The sequence below is a fragment of the Nonomuraea thailandensis genome, from assembly GCF_024172165.1.
Classification (GTDB): domain Bacteria; phylum Actinomycetota; class Actinomycetes; order Streptosporangiales; family Streptosporangiaceae; genus Nonomuraea; species Nonomuraea thailandensis.
On the sequence record NZ_JAMZEB010000002.1, the window covers coordinates 1644711 to 1662134 of the forward strand.

Genomic DNA, 17424 nt, shown 5'->3' on the forward strand with positions numbered 1-17424 from the left:
TCGCGCGGGACCACGAGGGCAGGCCGCGGCGTGAGGCCGGGTGGGGTCACTCGGGGGCGGCCCAGACCGTGACGTCGGCGAACACGCCGTCGTTGGCGTGGATCTTCCTGAGGGTCAGCGTCGCGACGCGCCTGTCGCTGGTGATGGCGCAGACGCGCTGGCCCTGCTTGACGGCGAGCTTCTGGCTGCCCTGGGTGCGGACGAGCTCGTAGCACCGCTGCTGGGTGGGCTCACCCGCCTCCGTCCAGAACCAGAACCGGGCCTCGTCGCCGCCGCTGGTGGCGTCGAGCGCGAAGCTGGGCGGGTCGGAGTACTGTCGCACGTCCTCGTCGGAGGAGGAGGCGGGGGCGACCGCGGGCGGCGAGGCGTCGAGGTCGATGCCCTCGCCGTCGAAGCGGACCTTGCCGCTCCACTGCACCTCCGTCGAGGTGCCGGGCTGGGTCTCGCTCTCCGCCGGGCTCTCGCTCGGCACGGTGCCGGACTCGGCCGTGGACGGCGCCTCGGTGGTGAGGTCAGTGGTGGGCTCATCGGTGGGCTCAGTGGTGGGCTCAGTGGTGGGCTCAGTGGTGGGCTCGGCGGCGGTGGTGGGCGCGCCCGTGGAAGAGCCCTGCCGCGCGACCGGCGGCGTGGACTGCCCGCCCTGCGCCTGCCCGGCGGGATCGCCGGAGAGCCAGGTGGTCAGCCGCCATCCGCCCGCACCTCCGAGGGCCAGCAGCACCACGGCCGCCGCCACCGGCAGCCGCCACCTGCGCCGCGGCCGGACCGTCCGCGACGCCGGGGTGTCGGGCTCGTCCCCGTCCGCGAACCCGGCCGCGAACCCGGCCGCGAACCCGGCAGGCCTGCCCGCGGGCTCGCCGGTGGGTCCATGGGCGGGTCCATGGGAGGGCCCGCCGCTGGGTCCGCCGGCGGGCAGGGCCGGGGGTGCGGCGGCCAGCTCGGCCACGGCGGCCTGCCGGATCTGGATCTCCCTGCCGATCGCCGGCGGCAACGGCCCGCCGGGCATCGTGCAGGCCGCGACCACCTCGTCCAGGGTCGGCCGGGCCGCCGGCTCCTTGGCCAGGCAGGCGGTGACGATCTCGCGCAGCGGCGGCGGGCACCCCGTCAGCGGCGGCTGCTCGTTGGCGATGCGGAACACGATGCCGAACTCCGGCCCCTCGCCGAAGGCCGGCCGGCTCGTGGCCGCGAAGTAGATGAGCGAGCCCAGCGCGAACACGTCGCCCGCCGGGGTCGCCGGCTGGCCGAGCACCTGCTCGGGGGAGGAGTACTGTGGGGAGCCCACGCGTACGCCGCTGAGCGTCAGGCTGGTGGCGTCGGTGGCGCGCGCGACGCCGAAGTCGATGACCCGCGGGCCGTCGCCGCCCAGCACCACGTTGCTCGGCTTGAGGTCGCGGTGGATGATCCCGGCCGCGTGCACGGCCTGCAGCGCCCTGGCCACGGCGACGGTCAGGCCCGCGACCACCGGCACCGGCAGCGGCCCCGCCAGGCGCACGGCCTCGCTGAGCGAGGGGCCCGGGATGTAGGCGGTGGCCAGCCAGGGCGTCGGCGCGCCGGCGTCGGCGTCGAGGAGCTGGGCGATGTGGATGCCGTTGACCTGCTGGGCGGCCCTGACCTCCTGCGCGAAGCGGGCGCGGAACTCGCTGTCGTCGGCGAACTCGGCCCGCACCATCTTGACGGCCACCGGCCGGCCGCCCGGGCTGAAGGACAGGAAGACCCGCCCCATCCCGCCGGCGCCGATCCGGGCGCGCAGCGCGTAGCCGCCCAGGGTGCGCGGGTCGTCGCCGTGCAGGGGTTCGAACGCCTGACCAGCCACGGACCACTCCGTTTCACGGGCCGCCGGATTCGCGCCAACTATAGCCATCAGCGCACTTGGCCGACAGATTTCCCGGCGAACCCCGCATGACGAATCCGGCCCGGGTGGCATTCCCTGGGCCCGCACGTCTCGGCGCGACGGCGGGTGTGGACCGGGCCGGACCCTCGCAACGCGAGGAGCTCGTAAAACGCCGGACATCCTCGGAAATTTCGCCCGAGCACCGCATATGTCCGTGATATTTCCGGACGATAGATCTGACTTTTAATTCTTGTCAACATAAGTCAGTCGATTTTCGAAGTAAGGTAGATCCATGCCAACCTACGGCCAGCACGCGGCGGGGGCGGGGGCGCTGTTGGCGATCCTCCGGGACGGGCGGGCCAGGACGCGGGGCGAGCTGGCCCGGCTCACCGGCCTGTCCAGATCCACCGTCTCGCAGCGGCTGGACGGGCTGGTCGGCTCCCGCTGGGTCGTCGAGGGCGAGGGCTCGATCTCCTCCGGGGGCCGGCCGGCGGCGGTGTTCGCGTTCAACGGCGGCGCGCGCGTCGTGCTCGCCGCCGACGTGGGCGCCACCCGGGCCCGCCTGGCCGTCCTCGACCTCGGCCTGGACGTGCTGGCCGAGCGCGTCGAGGCGCTGCCGGTGGAGCTCGGCCCCGAGGCGGTGCTGGGCGGGGTGGCCGAGGCGTTCGGCGAGCTGCTGGCCGCGACCGGTCGCGGCCCCGAGCAGGTGTGCGGCGTCGGGGTGGGGCTGCCGGGCCCGGTCGAGCACCGCACGGGACGGCCGGTGAACCCGCCGATCATGCCGGGCTGGGACGGCTTCGCGGTGCCCGAGTGGCTGGGGGAGCGGCTGGCGGCGCCCGTCCTGGTCGACAACGACGTGAACGTCATGGCGCTGGGCGAGCACTGGGCCGCCCGCCCCGCCGTGGACCACCTGATCTACATCAAGATCGGCACTGGCATCGGCTGCGGCATCATCTCGGGCGGCAGGCTGCACCGCGGCGCGCGGGGCGCCGCCGGCGACGTCGGCCACATCCGGGTGCCCGCCTCGGACGCGCCGTGCCGGTGCGGCAACACCGGCTGCCTGGAGGCGATCGCGGGCGGCGCCTCGATGGCCGCCGCGCTGCGCGGCGCCGGGGTCGAGGCGCGCGGCAGCAGGGACGTGGTCGCGCTCATGCGCGCGGGCGACCCGCGGGCCACCCGCCTGGTCAGGCAGGCCGGGCGCGAGGTGGGCACGGTGATGGCCGCCATCGTCAACTTCTTCAACCCCTCCGTCATCCTGATCGGCGGCGACGTCGCCGCGGCGGGCGAGCAGGTCCTGGCGGGCGTGCGGGAGACGATCTACAGCCGGTCGTTGCCGCTGGCCACGCAGCATCTCGGCATCAGGGCGGGCGAGCTCGGCGACCGGGCTGGGGTCGTCGGCGCCGCCGTCATGGCGGTCGAGCACGTGCTCGCGCCCGGCAGCATCGACCGGATCGCCGGGAGGCAGGCGCCGGGATGAGCGCCATTGACCCTTTCACGACGGCGGCGTAACAATGGTGATCGTCCGGGAACCGGGGCGGTGGCATGCCCGCGGGGAACGGGCACGGATCCGCTGCGACGTGGTCGGCGCACGCGTCCCTCAAGGAAGGGAACCCTCGCGTGAGCCCTCGCCATGCCTTACCTGACGACGCCTTGCCCGACCACGTGAACGAGGAGCGGGAGCGCGCCGAGACGCTCCGCCACCGGCTGGGGCTGAGCCGCCGCCGCCTCTTCGCCGCCACCACCGGCCTGGCCGCCGCCGCCGCGATCCCCCTCGCCCAGCCCGCCGCGGCAGGCACCCGCCGGGTGCTCGTCCCGCCGGGCAAGCGCGGCATCATCCTCTACACCGTCCGTGACGCGATCACCCGCGACCCGGCCTCCACCACCTCGCCGACGGGCTTCCGCCGCGTCCTGGAGGCGCTGTCGGCCATCGGGTACCGGCAGGTCGAGTTCGCCGGCTACCGGCAGCACGCGAACGCCGAGGGCGGCGCGAGCCTGGACAGCGTCGAGGGCGCCCGGCTGCTGCGCGGCTGGCTGGACGCCTACGGGCTGCGCGCCCAGGGCAACCACGGGTTCATCCCCGGCTCCTGGCCGCTGACGACCGCCGATCTCGACCGGTTCAAGCTGGCGCTGGAGATCGCGAACATCCTGGGCCTGGAGCACATGGGCACCGGCTCCGACCCGACCGGCAGCGCGTACAAGGCGGACTGGGACGTGGCGGCGGACAAGTGGAACGCGCTCGGCGCGATCGCCCGCGACGCCGGGATCAAGCTGTACACGCACAACCACGACGCGGCCTACGCGTTCCTGCTCGACAGTGGCCCGCCCGACGAGCAGGGCCGGCCGACGCGCTCGTCCGGCATCCGCAAGCTCGAGTACTTCTTCGGGATCAGCGACCCCCGGCTCGTGCACTTCGAGATGGACATCTACTGGGCGCACGTCGCGCAGTACAAGCACCGGACCTACACCGCGCCCGACGGCTCGGCGCGCACCGACGTCTTCGACCCGCTGCGCACCGTCAGGGCCCAGGAGAAGCGCTTCCCCCTCTTCCACGCCAAGGACGGCGCGTCGAACCCGGCCGTCCCCAACGGCTACGACATGGTGCCGTTCGGCACCGGCGACATCGACTACCGGCGGTTCTTCTCCCGCCTGCGCCACCCCGGCTACCACAACCCGATGTACGAGCAGGACAACGCCCCCGGCGCCGACCCGGCGCAGTCACTCCAGCTCGCCGAGCTCAGCTACCGCAACATGGCCGCCCTGCGCGGCTGAAGCGGCCCAGAAGCGGCCCAGAAGCGGCCCTGAAACGGTCCTGAAGCGGCCCTGACACGGAACCGGACCGCCACGAAGCACCCTGCCGTTGGCCCGGCAGGCGTGGCGGTCCGGCATCTGACACTCCTCGTCCTAGGAGCGGCATCACCATGCAGCGTACCCTCGCGGTGCTCGGCGGCCTCGTGCTGGCCGGCGCCTGCCTGTCCTTACCCGCCCGGGCACACGACCCGGCCACCACGTGGTCCAGCTACGAGAAGATCACCCTGACCAAGAACGTCGGCGAGCCGATCGACCTGGCCGTCCTGCCCGACCGGCGGGTGCTGCACACGGCCCGCAACGGCGACATCCGGCTGACCGACCCCGCCACCGGCGTCACCAGGGTCATCAACACCGTCCCGGTCTACGCCAACTCCGAGGACGGCCTGCAGACGATCTCCCTCGACCCGGAGTTCGACCAGAACAAGTGGGTCTACCTCTACTACGCGCCGAGGACGATGACGGCGCCCTACCCGCCGGGCACCCCGGCCGGATCCGCGCCGAACACGCTGCCCGCCGGGGCGGACGAGACGTACTGGAACCAGTGGAAGGGCTACAACCAGCTCTCCCGCTTCAAGTGGACGGGCAGCGCGCTCGACCTGTCCACCGAGCAGGTCATCATCAAGGTCGAGGCGCAGCGCGGCCAGTGCTGCCACGTCGCCGGCGACGTCGACTGGGACGCCGACGGCAACCTGTACCTCGCCACCGGCGACAACACCCCCGCCGGCACGCCGGGCGCCAACGGCATGGCGCCCAACAACGACGCGCCCGGCATGAACCCGGGCCTGGACGCCCGGCGCGGCGCGGGCAACAGCAACGACCTGCGCGGCAAGATCCTGCGGATCAAGGTGGCCGCGGACGGCACGTACACGGTTCCCGCGGGCAACCTGTTCGCGCCCGGCACGGCCGGCGCCAGGCCGGAGATCTTCGTGACCGGCGTGCGCAACCCGTTCAGGATGGACGTGGACGCCGAGACCGGCACCCTGTCCTGGGCCGACTACGGCCCCGACGCCGGCACCGGCGACCCCGCCAGGGGCCCCATGGGGTACGTCGAGTGGAACATCACCCCGCTCACCAAGCCGATGAACAGCGGCTGGCCGTACTGCACGGGCGACAACTTCAACTACAACGACTGGGACTTCGAGACCGCCCGGCCCGGCCCGTGGTTCGACTGCGCGGCCGGCCCCGCCAACACCTCACGCTGGAACACCGGCCTGGCCCGGCTCCCGGCCGCCGTGCCCGCCGACCTGTACTACGGCGACAACAACACCCACCAGCCCGCCGCGTGGGCCGGGCTCACCGACTTCGACCCGCAGGGCGGCCAGGGCCCGATGGGCGGGCCGGTCTACCACTACGACCCGGACAACCCCGCGCCCGGCAAGCTCCCCGAGCACTGGGACGGCAAGGCGTTCTTCGCCGAGTTCTCCCAGGACTACCTGGCGGCCTTCACCTTCACCGGCGCCGACGGGCCGGTCACCGCGATCGAGCACTTCCTGCCCAACAGCGCGCTGCGCACCGCCGCGCAGCCCGTCACCGACAGCCCGATGGACATCGAGTTCGGCCCCGACGGCTCCCTGTACGTGCTGGACTACGGCGACGGCTTCTTCCGCGCCAACCCGGACGCCGGCCTCTACCGCATCGACTACACCCCGGCCAACAAGACCCCGCAGGCCAGGATCGCGGCGGACCGGACCTCCAGCAGCGCCGCGCCGCTCACCGTCGCCTTCGACGCCGGCGCCTCCAGCGACACCGAGGCGGGCACGCTGACCTACGAATGGGACTTCGACGGCGACGGAGACTTCGACGCCACCGGCGTCACCGCCACCCACACCTACACCGAGCTGGGCCAGTACGCGGCCCGGCTGCGCGTCACCGACTCCGGCGGCAGGGCCGGGCTCACCTCCGTCGAGATCACTGTGGGCAACACCGCGCCCGTGGTGACGGTCAGGACGCCGCCGAACGGCGGGTTCTTCGACTGGGGGAACGCGCTGCCGTACCAGATCGGGGTGTCCGACGCCGAGGACGGCGACAACCCGGTGTGCTCGCGGGTGCAGTGGACGTTCGGCCTCGGGCACGACACGCACGCGCATCCCGAGACGCTCGGCACGGGCTGCTCCGGGGCCTGGCCGACCCCGGCCAGCGCGCCCGAGCACGGGGAGACCGAGAACATCTACGGCGTGGTCGTCGTCAGCTACCGCGACAACGGCGCCGGCTCCATCCCCGGCGCGCTCGGCGAGGCCGCGCTCACCCTCAACCCCAAGCTGGCGCAGGCCGAGCACGCCGACGAGAGCAGCGGCGTCACGGAGACCCCCGACGACGCGGCCTCGGCCAAGGCCAAGGTCACCTCGTTCGACCCGGGTGACTGGATCGCCTACGACCCGGTGCACTTCGCCGGCATCACCGGGGTCCGGACCAGGGCGTCCGGCGCGGGCACGCTGTCGCTGCGCTGGAACTCGCCGGCGGCCGAGCCGTTCGCCACCGTGACCGTCCCCGCGGGCGACGGCTGGCAGACGGTCACCACGCCGCTCGGCGACCTGCCGGAGGGCACCGGCCGCCTATACGTCACCTCCTCGGGCGGCGTGGACCTGGACGCGTTCACCTTCCAGGGCGGCGGCGTCGCCGACACCACCCCGCCGGCCGTCACCGCCACCCTCACCCCCGCCCAGCCGGACGGCACGAACGGCTGGTACACCGGCAACGTCACGCTCGCCGTCACCGCCACCGACAACGGCACCGTGGCCTCGCGCCAGTACTCCCTGGACGGCACCACCTGGTCCAACGCCAACAACCCCGTCACGCTCAGCGCCGAGGGAGCCAAGGAGGTCCGCTTCCGGGCCACCGACAACGGCGGCAACGTCTCCCCGGTCGGCACCCGCACCGTGAAGATCGACAAGTCGGACCCGACGCTGACGATCAGCGGTGTCGAGCCCGGCGCCCACGGCGACTCGGCCACCGTCACCCCCGTCCTGACCGGGGCCGACGCGGTGTCCGGCGTGGCCGGGGTGACGGCCTCGCTCGACGGCGAGGCGGTCGCGTCCGGCGAACCGGTGCCGCTGTGGGCGCTGCCGCTCGGCGAGCACCTGCTCACCGGCACCGTCACGGACCAGGCGGGCAGGACCGCCACCGCCTCCGTGACGTTCCGGACCACCACCTCCTACGCCGACGTGCGGGCGCTCGTCTCGCGCTTCCGGCAGACGGGGGCGATCACCTTGAGGGCCGCCGCGGACCTGCAGGAGCACCTGGCGTCGGCGGAGCGGCACGAGAAGAAGGGCAAGCGGGCGCTGGCGGTCGCGGCGCTCGAACGGTTCGTCAAGGTCGCGGAGAAGCGCGGCAACGTGCGGGACGCGGCGGTCAGATCGGCCCTGGTCCGCGACGCGAACGCGCTGATCGAACGGCTCCGCTCAGCCTGACCCGCCCTGGCGGTCTCACCCTCCTGCGGTGAGACCGCCAGGCATCGCCGCCTCCTCCGCCCAAAAAGGGATATTTCGCGATCTTCCGGGCAGGTGCTCCGGCGATGTCCACCCTCGACCTCGTCCTGGCCCTCGGCGGCGCCGCCGCGCTGCTCGCCGCGATCCTCCCCGAGTTCCTCGCCCGCCGCGCCCTGTCCCTGCCCCTGGTCTACCTGCTGGCGGGCGTGCTCCTGTTCACCCTGCCCATCGGCTTACCCGACCCCGACCCGATCGCCCATCGCGCGGCCCTGGAGCACATCACCGAGCTGTGCGTGGTCATCTCCCTCATGGGCGCGGGCCTGGCGATCAACCGCCGCACCGGGCCGCGCGGCTGGTCCACCACCTGGCGGCTGCTCGCCCTGGGCATGCCGCTGACCGTGGCCGGCGTCGCCGCCGCGGCCCTCGCCCTGCCTGGCTGGCCGCTCGCCGCCGCGCTGCTGCTCGGGGCCGTGCTCGCGCCCACCGATCCGGTGCTCGCCTCGGACGTGCACGTGGGCGAGCCCGTGGACGCCCAGAACGCCGACGACGAGGTCCGCTTCGCGCTGACCTCCGAGGCGGGCCTCAACGACGGGCTGGCCTTCCCCATCGTGTACGCCGCCATCGCCGTGGCCGCCGGTTCCGTCACGTGGGGGGAATGGGCCCTGGTGGACGTGCTCTACCGCACCGCCGCCGGCGCCGTACTCGGGCTGCTGATCGGCCGCCTGCTCGGCCGGCTGTTCTTCCGCGCCAGGTCCGACGGGCTGCGCCTGTCGGAGCGCCGTGACGGGTTCGTCGCGCTGGCCTGCACGTTCCTCGCGTACGGGGTGACGGAGCTGGCCCACGGCTACGGGTTCGTCGCGGTGTTCGTCACCGCGTGCGCCATCAGGAGCGCCGAGCACGGCCACGGCTACAACAACGTGCTGCACGGCTTCGTGGAGCAGATCGAGCGGCTGCTCACGGCCTGGCTGCTGCTCCTGCTCGGCGGCTTCGTCGCCACCGGCGGCCTGGCGGCGCTCACCTGGCGCGGTGCCGCGGTCGGCCTCCTGCTGCTGCTCGTCATCCGGCCGCTGGCCGGCTGGCTGGTCCAGTGGCGCGGCCGGGCGGGGCCGAGGGAACGGCTGGCGATCTCGTTCTTCGGCATCAGGGGGATCGGGTCGCTGTTCTACCTGGCGTACGCGCTGGGGGAGGCCGACTTCGGCGTGCCGGCGCGGGAGCTGTGGGCGGTCACCGGCTTCACCGTCCTGGCCTCGGTCGTGCTGCACGGCGTCACCGCCACCCCGGCGATGAACCACGTGGACACGCTCCGCGACCGTCTCGACGGAGCGGCGAAGGAGCGTGGCTGACCGCCGGCGGCGGCCAAGCTGCCGGAGCCGTTCGAGGGCGGGTAGGTTGGCCCTCCATGGAGGCACGCCCGAAGCACATCCGGCCACGACGGCTCGCCTGGGGCGCGGCCGTGCTCGCCTGCGCGGCGGCGTGCGGAGCGGCCCCGGCGAGCCCGCCGGACGGCCAGCCTGCCGGCCCGCCGTCCACGGCCGCGCCCTCGGCACCGGCGGCCACGACGCCGCCGCCCGAGAAGAAGCTCCCCGCCCCCGACGAGAAGCTCCCCAGCAGCGCCGCGAAGCTGGCCGCGGCCCTGAAGGAGACCACGGCGGCGCTCAACGAGTCCATCGACGCCTGGACGGAGGGCGGCGCCCCGGCGCCCGGCCGGCCACCCGAGGACGTCGAGCTGCTGGCCCTGCACCAGCAGCGGATCTACCGCCACGCCGCCCGCCACCCCCGGCTCGCCGCCAAGGCCTTCGCCCGCCTGCCCGCCGCCCTGGCCGCGCAGGCCAGGGACAACACCGCCGCCATCGGCGAGCTGCTCGCCCTGGCCCACCCCATCAAGCCGGACGCCGTCTTCAGGACGCAGCAGCCCCGCCCCGCCGGCGAGCTGCTCGGCCACTTCAAGAAGGCCGAGCGCAGGTTCGGGGTGGAGTGGGAGGTGCTGGCGGCGGTGATGTTCGCGGAGACGAAGTTCGGCCGGGTGCGGGCCGACAGCCACGTCGGGGCCCAGGGCCCCATGCAGTTCATGCCCGCCACGTGGAAGGCGTACGGGATGGGCGGCGACGTGCGCGACCCGCGCGACGCGGTCATGGGCGCGGCCAACTACCTCAAGGCCAGCGGCGCGCCCCGCGACTACCAGCGCGCCCTGCACGCCTACAACCCGTCCCAGGCGTACGTGGACGCCATCCTGCTGCACTCCCGCCAGATCAAGCGCGACCCGCGCGCCTACTACGCGTACTACAACTGGCAGGTGTACGTGATCACCACGGCGGGGGAGCGCCGCCTGACCGGCCCGTAGGACGAGCGGGCCGGGCGCCGCCCCTCCCGGCCGGTCAGGTGTGGTCGGCGCAGCAGGGCGTGGGGTTCGGCACCTCGGCCGGGGTGATCCGGCCGCCGGCGGCCGGCATGGTGAGCAGGGTCATGAGGCCGTCCCGCCAGACGGGCCTGACGTGGTCGTTCGTGACGATCTCCACGTCGTCGGGCGGCGGCCCGGGAGAGGCGAGCAGCAGCACCAGGTCGATCGCCGAGCCGGCGCGCAGCTCACCCGCGCTGAGGGTGCCGGTGAGCAGGTCACGGCCGGGGAAGGTGACGACCCGGCCGCTCCGCCCGGCCTCGTGCTCGGCCGCCGCCAGCGCCGCCCCGGCCGCCAGCGGCCCGGCGCGCTCCCCGCCCAGCGCCCACGACACGGCGACCGGCGGCTCGTCCAGCGCCGCAGGAAGGGCCGCAGGAAGGGCCGCAGGAAGGGCCGCGGCCGTCACGGTGCCGGGGACGGCCAGCGAGCAGGCGACGTGCGGCTCGTCCCCCGCCTGCCCGGCCGGGACGAAGTGGGTGCACCCGACCGGCTCGCCCGGCAGGCCGAGCGCCCGCACCACGGTGTGGAGCAGGTGCTCGGCCTCGGGCAACGTGCGGCTGCCCGCGTCGAATCCGAGGATCATCGGCGCGGCAGCACCCAGATCGGGTTGCTGTAGAACCACAGGTCGTTCCACGGGTCGGCGTCGCCGTACACGTCGATCTGCGGGCCGTGCGGGTCCACGGCCGCGCCCAGCAGGCCGGGCGCGCTGCGCTTGCCGTCGGTGCCGCGCAGCCGCACGTACACGGGGCGGTCGACGGCGCCGAGCTGGTAGGTGAAGGTGACGGTGCCGCTGTTCCTGTTCACCTCGTACGACTGCACGACCTTCGTGTTCGGCGTGGTGAAGGCGTCCTTGTCGGAGACGGGGCCGGTGACGTCGCCCTGGATGACGTCCACCTGGGCCAGCGTGGGCACGAACTGCGCCCAGTTCGGCCGCCCGGCCAGGGTGAGCTCGATGGCCAGCTCGACGCGGGCACCCTGCCGTACGTGCAGGGTGTCGCCGAGCGTCACGCCACGCTGGCCGGTGCCGGCCGCGCGGGCCCGCACCACCAGGCCGCTGATCAGGCCGCCGTGGTCCACCCAGATCCGGCCGGCGCGCAGGGCGTCCATGACCGCGCGGTAGGAGAAGTCCTGGGCGCCGACGTGCGTCCTGCTGTAGAAGCCGGGCCAGAAGTCGCCGGAGCCGAAGTTGGCCACGCCCTTGTAGACGGGGTCCTCGTAGCGGCCGTTGGCGTTGAAGTCGCTGCCCGGGCCGCGGTCGCTGGTGTCGCCGTGCACCCAGTGCGCGTCGGAGTTGGCGGTGATCCACCACGGCTTGCCCTCGGCCAGCAGGCTGTCCCACAGGCCGCCCACGGTCGAGGTCATCCAGTCGAACCCGCCGAAGGTCTTGTAGCTCTCGGCCGGGTAACCGGCGAAGGAGTCGGCGCCGGGGCCGCCGTCGTAGTAGCCGCGCCCGCCGCCGGGGCCGTTCGGCTTGGGGATGCCCGCGGCCTGGTGGCCGGGCGCGCCCTCCATGCCGACCGCGATCGACGGCTGCGCGTCGCGCCAGCCGCGGATCTCGTGCGGGGAGTCGATGCCCTTCCTGGAGGGGTGGTTGGCCAGGAACAGCGCGTCCGGCACGCGGCGCTTCCTGACCGCGTCGGCCAGGAAGTTCAGGCCGGCGATGGCCAGCGCCTCGTTCTGCGGCGTGTTGGAGCTCGCGCCCTTCACCGACCCGTCGAAGGAGCTCTCGAACTCCTTGAGCGTCGCGACCTCGCCCCGGCCGGGGGCGACGAACACGGTGCCGTGCTCGGCGGCCGGGATGTTCCACTCCAGGCCCTGGAAGACCAGCGTGTCCTTGACCGCCTCGCGGGCCGCCACGATGTCCGGGTTGACCTTCTCGACGCCGATCTTGGCGTGCGCGGCGCCGCCGTGGTCGGTGATGACCATCCAGCCCAGCCCGAAGGCGTTGGCGTGGCGCACGTGGTCGATGACCCGGTAGATGCCGTCGGAGCTGTACTGGGTGTGGATGTGGTGGTCGCCGGCCAGCCACTGGTAGCCGTCCCTGGGCTCCCGCCCGCGCCCCTCGTCCCTGGTGGCGGCGGTGGCGGTGGCGGCGGCCTGCCCCTCGCCGCCCAGCACGCCGGCGGCGGTCAGGCCGGCGCCGAGCAGCCCGGCCCGCCGGAACATGCGCCGGCGCGAGAGCTGCCCCGGCGACAGCTCGCCGTCGGGTACCGCGAGGTCCCGCGCCGCGGCGGCCTCGGTGTCTCCGGGCCGCTCGTGCGCGTGGTCGTGATCGTGATCATGGTGATGGTGCCCGTGGCCCATGGGGGTGTTTCTCCGTCCCGCCGGAAAGGGTGCGCCGGCTACGGCGGGAGCGTTGCGGAACCGGATGAATCGGACATGAACGCCAAGAGAGCGGTAAATGCCGACTCGATCACGACCCCGCGCTACGAGAGGGCGCGGGCCGCGTGCACCAGGGGAACGTGGCTGAAGGCCTGCGGGAAGTTGCCCACCAGCCGCCCGTAGCGGGGGTCGTACTCCTCCGCCAGCAGCCCCACGTCGTTGCGCAGCGTCAGCAGCCGCTCGAACAGGTCCTTGGCCTCGTCCTTGCGTCCCTGCATCGCCATGACCTCCACCAGCCAGAAGCTGCACGCCAGGAACGCGCCCTCCCCGCCCTGCAGCCCGTCGACGTCGTTGTCCTCGGCGATCGGGTAACGCAGCACGAACCCGTCGGCCATGAGCTCCTTCTCGATCGCCGCCACCGTGCCCGCCACGCGCGGGTCGTCGACCGGCAGGAAACCGACCATGGGGATCATCAGCAGCGCCGCGTCCAGCTCCGACGAGCCGTACGACTGGGTGAAGGTGTTGCGCTGGGCGTCGAATCCCTTGTCGCAGATCTCGGCGTGGATGACGTCGCGCAGCGCCCGCCACTTGTCCACCGGCCCGGTGCGGCCGAAGCCCTCGACGTACTTGACGGCCCGGTCGAGTGCCGCCCAGCACATCACCTTGGAGTGCACGAAGTGCCGGCGCGGGCCGCGTACCTCCCACAGGCCCTCGTCCGGCTCGTCCCAGTGGTCCTCCACGTAGTCGAGGAGCTGCCGCTGGATGGTCCACGCCCGGTCGTCGGCCGACAGGCCGCGGGTGCGCGAGACGTACAGGCAGTTCATCACCTCGCCGTAGACGTCGAGCTGGAGCTGCTTGACCGCCTCGTTGCCGATGCGCACCGGGCGGGAGTCCTCGTAGCCGTCGAGCCAGTCGAGGCGCAGCTCGGGCAGGCGGCGCTCGCCCGCGACGCCGTACATGATCTGGAGGTCCTGCGGGCGGCCGGCGATCGCGCGCAGCAGCCAGGCCCGCCAGTCGGCCGCCTCCTCCAGGTAGCCGGAGCTGATCAGCGCGTCGAGCGTCAGCGTGGCGTCGCGCAGCCAGCAGAAGCGGTAGTCCCAGTTGCGCACGCCGCCCAGGTCCTCCGGCAGGGACGTGGTGGGCGCGGCGACGATGCCGCCCGTCGGCGCGTACGTCAGGCCCTTCAGCGTGATCAGCGACCGGACCACGGCCTCGCGGTACGGGCCCGAGTAGGTGCACTTGCCCACCCACTCCGCCCAGAACGCCTCGGTCTCGTCGAGCTGGCTGTGGCAGTCGATCTGCGGCGGCATCGGCTCGTGCGAGGGATGCCAGGTGAACACGAACGGCAGCCGGTCGCCCTCGTTCACGGTGAACGTGGCCCGGTGGGCGTAGTCGCCGCCCTTGAGCGGCACGGGGGAGTGCAGCCAGACCGAGTCGGGCCCGCCGATGGCCTGCAGGTGGCCGTTGGTGCGGCGCACCCACGGCACGATGCGGCCGTAGTCGAAGCGCACGCGCAGCTGCGTGGAGACCTGGACGGAGCCGGACACGCCCTCGACGATGCGCACGACGTCGGGGTTGCGGTCACGCGGCGGCATGAAGTCGGTCACGCGGACGGTGCCCGTGGGGGTGTCCCACTCGCTCTCCAGGATCAGCGTGTCGGGGCGGTAGCGCCGCCGGGTGGCGGGTTTCCTGCCGGTGGGCCCGAGCCACCAGTGCCCGTTGCGCTCGCTGCCGAGCAGGGCCGCGAAACACGACGGCGAGTCGAACCTGGGCAGGCAGAGCCAGTCGATCGAGCCGTCACGCCCCACGAGCGCGGCGGACTGCATGTCTCCGATCAGCGCGTAATCCTCGATCCGCATGCCTAGACGCTACTCGGAGAAGAGTGATCCCGTGGCCGGGTCGATCATGTCGCGTCATGCCCGCCCCGGGCCACGGGATCAGTCAGAGGGAACCAGCGGGTGAACGCCTGCGTCAACGGCCCGATCGCCAGCGCGAACACCACGGTCCCCAGACCCACGGTGCCGCCCAGCAGCCAGCCCGCGATCAGCACGGCGACCTCGATGGACAGGCGGGCCAGCCGGACCGACATGCCCAGCCGCACCAGCCCCGTCATGATGCCGTCGCGGGGGCCGGGGCCGAGGCCGGCGCCGATGTAGAGCAGGGTGGACAGGGCGATGACGACGACGCCCATGACGAGGTAGAAGGTCTGGAGCGCCAGGTGCTCGGTGCTGGGCAGCAGGAAGATCGCCGCGTCCGCGAACGGGCCGACGAGCAGCACGTTGCTGATCGTGCCGAGCCCGGGCCGCTGCTTCATCGGGATCCACAGCAGCATCACCAGCGCGCCCACCGCGAGGATGACGGTGCCGATGGACAGGCCGGTGCGCAGGGCCGCGCCCTCGTGGAAGACGTTCCACGGGCCGTTGCCGAGCCCGGACTTCACCTGCAGGGCGATGCCGAGCCCGTACAGGGCCAGGCCGCCGTAGAGGCGGACGAGGCGGGCGGGCAGTGAACTCGGCAGCGGGATGGTCGATTCGCTCATGATGGCCTCCAGATTGGCATCTTCCGATTTGCCAAAACAGGGCCAATCACGAAAAGTGGCCTTATGCGGCATATGTCAGCCATGCAGGTGGCCCGGCTCCTCGACGTCGATCCTGCGGCGCGCCCGTACTACCGCGCCCTCGCCGACGGCGTCCGCACGCTGGTCATGGACGGCCAGATCCCGGTACGCGTGCGCATGCCCGCCGAGCGCCACCTCGCCGAGACCCTCAAGGTCAGCCGCACCACCGTCACCGCCGCCTACGACCTGCTGCGCGAGGGCGGCTACCTGGAGAGCCGGCAGGGCTCGGGAAGCTGGACCGCCCTGCCCGACCCGGCCGTCTGGCCCGACAACCCGTGGCTCGGCACCGACCGCGACGGCCTCATCCAGCTCCACACCGCCGCCCCGGCCGCCCCCGGGGCCCTGCTCACCGCCATGACGGCGGCCGTGGAGGACCTGCCCAGGTACGGCATGGGCAACGGTTACGACCCCATGGGCCTGCCCTCGCTCAGGGAGCGCATCGCCGCCCGCTACACCGCCAGGGGCGTGGCCACCAGGCCGGAGCAGATCGTCGTCACCACCGGCGCCCAGAACGCCATCCACCTGGTCATGGGCCTGCTGACCGGCCCCGGCGACCCGGTGATCGTGGAGTCGCCGACGTACCCGCACGCCATCGACGCCGCCCGCCGGCGCGGCGCCCGCATCGTGCCGGTCGGCGTCGCCCACGACGGCTGGCAGCCCGACGTCGTCGCCGGCGCCATGCTCCAGTCGGGCGCGCGCCTGGCCTACCTCATGCCCGACTTCCAGAACCCGACGGGCGCCCTCATGGAGGACCCCGTCCGCGCGGCCGTCGCCGGCGCCGCCCGCCGCGCAGGCACGCTGCTGCTGGTGGACGAGACCTGGTCGGAGCTGGCCCTGGACGAGGTGCCGCGCACCTCGCCGATGGCGGCCTTCGACACCGACGAGCGCGTCATCAGCATCGGCTCGGCCTCCAAGCTGTGGTGGGGCGGGCTGCGCATCGGCTGGATCCGCGCCACGGCCGCCCTGGCCAGGCGGCTCACCACGTTCCGCTCGTCGGTGGACATCGCCAGCCCGGTGCTGGAGCAGCTCGTCGTGGCGCGGCTGTTCGACCGGCTGGAGGAGACCCGCGCCGAGCGCCGCCGCACGCTGCGCGCCTCACGCGACACCCTGGCCGCGGAGCTGCGCACCCACCTGCCCGAATGGTCCTTCGAGCCGCCGCGCGGCGGCGGCGCCCTCTGGGTCCGCCTGGACGGCGCCGGCTCCACCCCGCTCGCCGAGGCCGCGCTCTCCCACGGCGTACGCCTGGCGCCCGGCCCCTGGTTCGGCCTCGAAGGCACCCTGGAGGGCTACCTCCGCCTGCCCTACACCCAGCCGCCCTGCCTGCTCGCGGACGCCGTCACCCGCCTGCGCGCCGCCCGCGACCACGGCCCCACCGGCGCCCCGCGCCCCTCGGACCAGCTCATCGCGATGGTGTGAGGCTCACTCGCCGATGCCCTTGGCCAGGGGTGCGCGCCACTTGTAGCGCATCGCCGCGATCCGCAGCCCGAACGCCAGCAGCGCCGCCGCCAGCGTGGCCGGCCAGCCGTGCATCCCGTGGTACGACAGCCCCGCCATCACCGCCGACCCCAGCAGCGCGGGCAGCGCGTAGAGCTGCCGGTCGTACAGCAGCGTGGGGATCTCCCCGGCCAGCACGTCGCGCAGCATGCCCCCGCCGACGGCCGTCGTGACCCCCAGGAGCGCCGCGTGCAGCGGGCTGAGCCCGTACTCCATGGCCTTCTCCGTGCCGACCGCGCAGAACAGCCCGAGCCCGGCCGCGTCCAGCACCAGGATCGCCGGCATCACCCGGGCCACGTGCGGATGCCAGAAGAAGACGATCACCGTGGCCGCCACCGGCACCAGCACGTACCCGAGGCTCTGGAAGGCGATCGGCCGCACGTTCAGGATGAGGTCGCGCACCACGCCGCCGCCGAGCGCGGTGATCTCGGCCAGCACCGCCATCCCGACCACGTCGAGCCGCTTGCGCACCCCCATGAGCGCGCCCGACAGTGCGAAGACGAAGATGCCGACGAGATCGAGAAGTTCAGACACG

At 73.4% G+C, this 17424-nt stretch carries 12 protein-coding genes; 6 read left to right on the top strand and 6 right to left on the bottom strand.

Going from position 1 to position 17424, the window contains the following annotated elements:
• Nucleotides 1-46: 46 nt before the first annotated feature.
• Nucleotides 47-1810, bottom strand: a complete 1764-nt coding sequence (locus tag HD597_RS64370; RefSeq protein WP_308210594.1) for a serine/threonine-protein kinase — start codon at nt 1808-1810, stop codon at nt 47-49.
• Between the two features lie 310 nt (nt 1811-2120).
• On the opposite strand from HD597_RS64370, the gene HD597_RS11630 reads away from it, so the two are divergent.
• From HD597_RS11630 to HD597_RS11650, 5 genes are all read left to right on the top strand, one after another.
• Nucleotides 2121-3305 carry an ROK family protein gene (locus HD597_RS11630; RefSeq protein WP_253742021.1) on the top strand — a complete coding sequence of 395 codons (1185 nt, stop codon included), beginning with the start codon at nt 2121-2123 and terminating at the stop codon, nt 3303-3305.
• A gap of 140 nt (nt 3306-3445) precedes the next feature.
• Nucleotides 3446-4597: a sugar phosphate isomerase/epimerase family protein gene (locus tag HD597_RS11635; protein ID WP_253742022.1), complete on the top strand. Its 1152-nt coding sequence runs from the start codon at nt 3446-3448 to the stop codon at nt 4595-4597.
• A gap of 149 nt (nt 4598-4746) precedes the next feature.
• Nucleotides 4747-8043, top strand: a complete 3297-nt coding sequence (locus HD597_RS11640) for a PQQ-dependent sugar dehydrogenase (protein WP_253742023.1) — start codon at nt 4747-4749, stop codon at nt 8041-8043.
• A 104-nt stretch (nt 8044-8147) separates the two neighbouring features.
• Nucleotides 8148-9404, top strand: a complete 1257-nt coding sequence (locus tag HD597_RS11645; RefSeq protein ID WP_253742024.1) for a cation:proton antiporter — start codon at nt 8148-8150, stop codon at nt 9402-9404.
• A 56-nt stretch (nt 9405-9460) separates the two neighbouring features.
• Nucleotides 9461-10402, top strand: a complete 942-nt coding sequence (locus HD597_RS11650) for a lytic transglycosylase domain-containing protein (protein ID WP_253742025.1) — start codon at nt 9461-9463, stop codon at nt 10400-10402.
• A gap of 34 nt (nt 10403-10436) precedes the next feature.
• Here HD597_RS11650 and HD597_RS11655 read toward each other — a convergent pair whose 3' ends face one another.
• The 4 genes from HD597_RS11655 to yczE form a co-directional block, all read right to left on the bottom strand.
• Complete coding sequence (locus tag HD597_RS11655; protein WP_253742026.1) at nt 10437-11039, bottom strand: hypothetical protein; 603 nt, start codon at nt 11037-11039, stop codon at nt 10437-10439.
• Entirely contained in the window at nt 11036-12760 is a 1725-nt protein-coding gene (locus HD597_RS11660) for a PHP domain-containing protein (RefSeq protein WP_253742027.1), read from the bottom strand. The genes HD597_RS11655 and HD597_RS11660 overlap by 4 nt, the downstream gene beginning before the upstream one ends.
• 122 nt (nt 12761-12882) lie before the next feature.
• Nucleotides 12883-14637, bottom strand: coding sequence for a glycoside hydrolase family 15 protein (locus HD597_RS11665; RefSeq protein WP_253742028.1), 1755 nt, complete (start codon nt 14635-14637; stop codon nt 12883-12885).
• A 44-nt stretch (nt 14638-14681) separates the two neighbouring features.
• Complete coding sequence (gene yczE, locus HD597_RS11670) at nt 14682-15317, bottom strand: membrane protein YczE (protein WP_253742029.1); 636 nt, start codon at nt 15315-15317, stop codon at nt 14682-14684.
• A gap of 63 nt (nt 15318-15380) precedes the next feature.
• Between yczE and yczR the strand changes: the two genes are divergently transcribed.
• Entirely contained in the window at nt 15381-16811 is a 1431-nt protein-coding gene (gene yczR / locus HD597_RS11675) for a MocR-like transcription factor YczR (RefSeq protein WP_253742030.1), read from the top strand.
• A 3-nt stretch (nt 16812-16814) separates the two neighbouring features.
• On the opposite strand, the gene HD597_RS65760 is transcribed toward yczR, so the two are convergent.
• Nucleotides 16815-17423 (bottom strand): trimeric intracellular cation channel family protein, encoded by a 609-nt coding sequence (locus HD597_RS65760; RefSeq protein ID WP_253742031.1) that lies wholly within the window; start codon nt 17421-17423, stop codon nt 16815-16817.
• Between the last annotated feature and the right edge of the window lies 1 nt (nt 17424).

Excerpts from the sequence above, each read along its gene's own strand:
- yczE (WP_253742029.1), bottom strand. The coding sequence starts at position 15,317 with ATGAGCGAATCGACCATCCCGCTGCCGAGTTCACTGCCCGCCCGCCTC.
- yczR (WP_253742030.1), top strand. The coding sequence starts at position 15,381 with ATGCGGCATATGTCAGCCATGCAGGTGGCCCGGCTCCTCGACGTCGAT.
- HD597_RS11660 (WP_253742027.1), bottom strand. The coding sequence starts at position 12,760 with ATGGGCCACGGGCACCATCACCATGATCACGATCACGACCACGCGCAC.
- HD597_RS11645 (WP_253742024.1), top strand. The coding sequence starts at position 8,148 with ATGTCCACCCTCGACCTCGTCCTGGCCCTCGGCGGCGCCGCCGCGCTG.
- HD597_RS11640 (WP_253742023.1), top strand. The coding sequence starts at position 4,747 with ATGCAGCGTACCCTCGCGGTGCTCGGCGGCCTCGTGCTGGCCGGCGCC.
- HD597_RS11650 (WP_253742025.1), top strand. The coding sequence starts at position 9,461 with ATGGAGGCACGCCCGAAGCACATCCGGCCACGACGGCTCGCCTGGGGC.
- HD597_RS11630 (WP_253742021.1), top strand. The coding sequence starts at position 2,121 with ATGCCAACCTACGGCCAGCACGCGGCGGGGGCGGGGGCGCTGTTGGCG.
- HD597_RS11655 (WP_253742026.1), bottom strand. The coding sequence starts at position 11,039 with ATGATCCTCGGATTCGACGCGGGCAGCCGCACGTTGCCCGAGGCCGAG.
- HD597_RS11665 (WP_253742028.1), bottom strand. The coding sequence starts at position 14,637 with ATGCGGATCGAGGATTACGCGCTGATCGGAGACATGCAGTCCGCCGCG.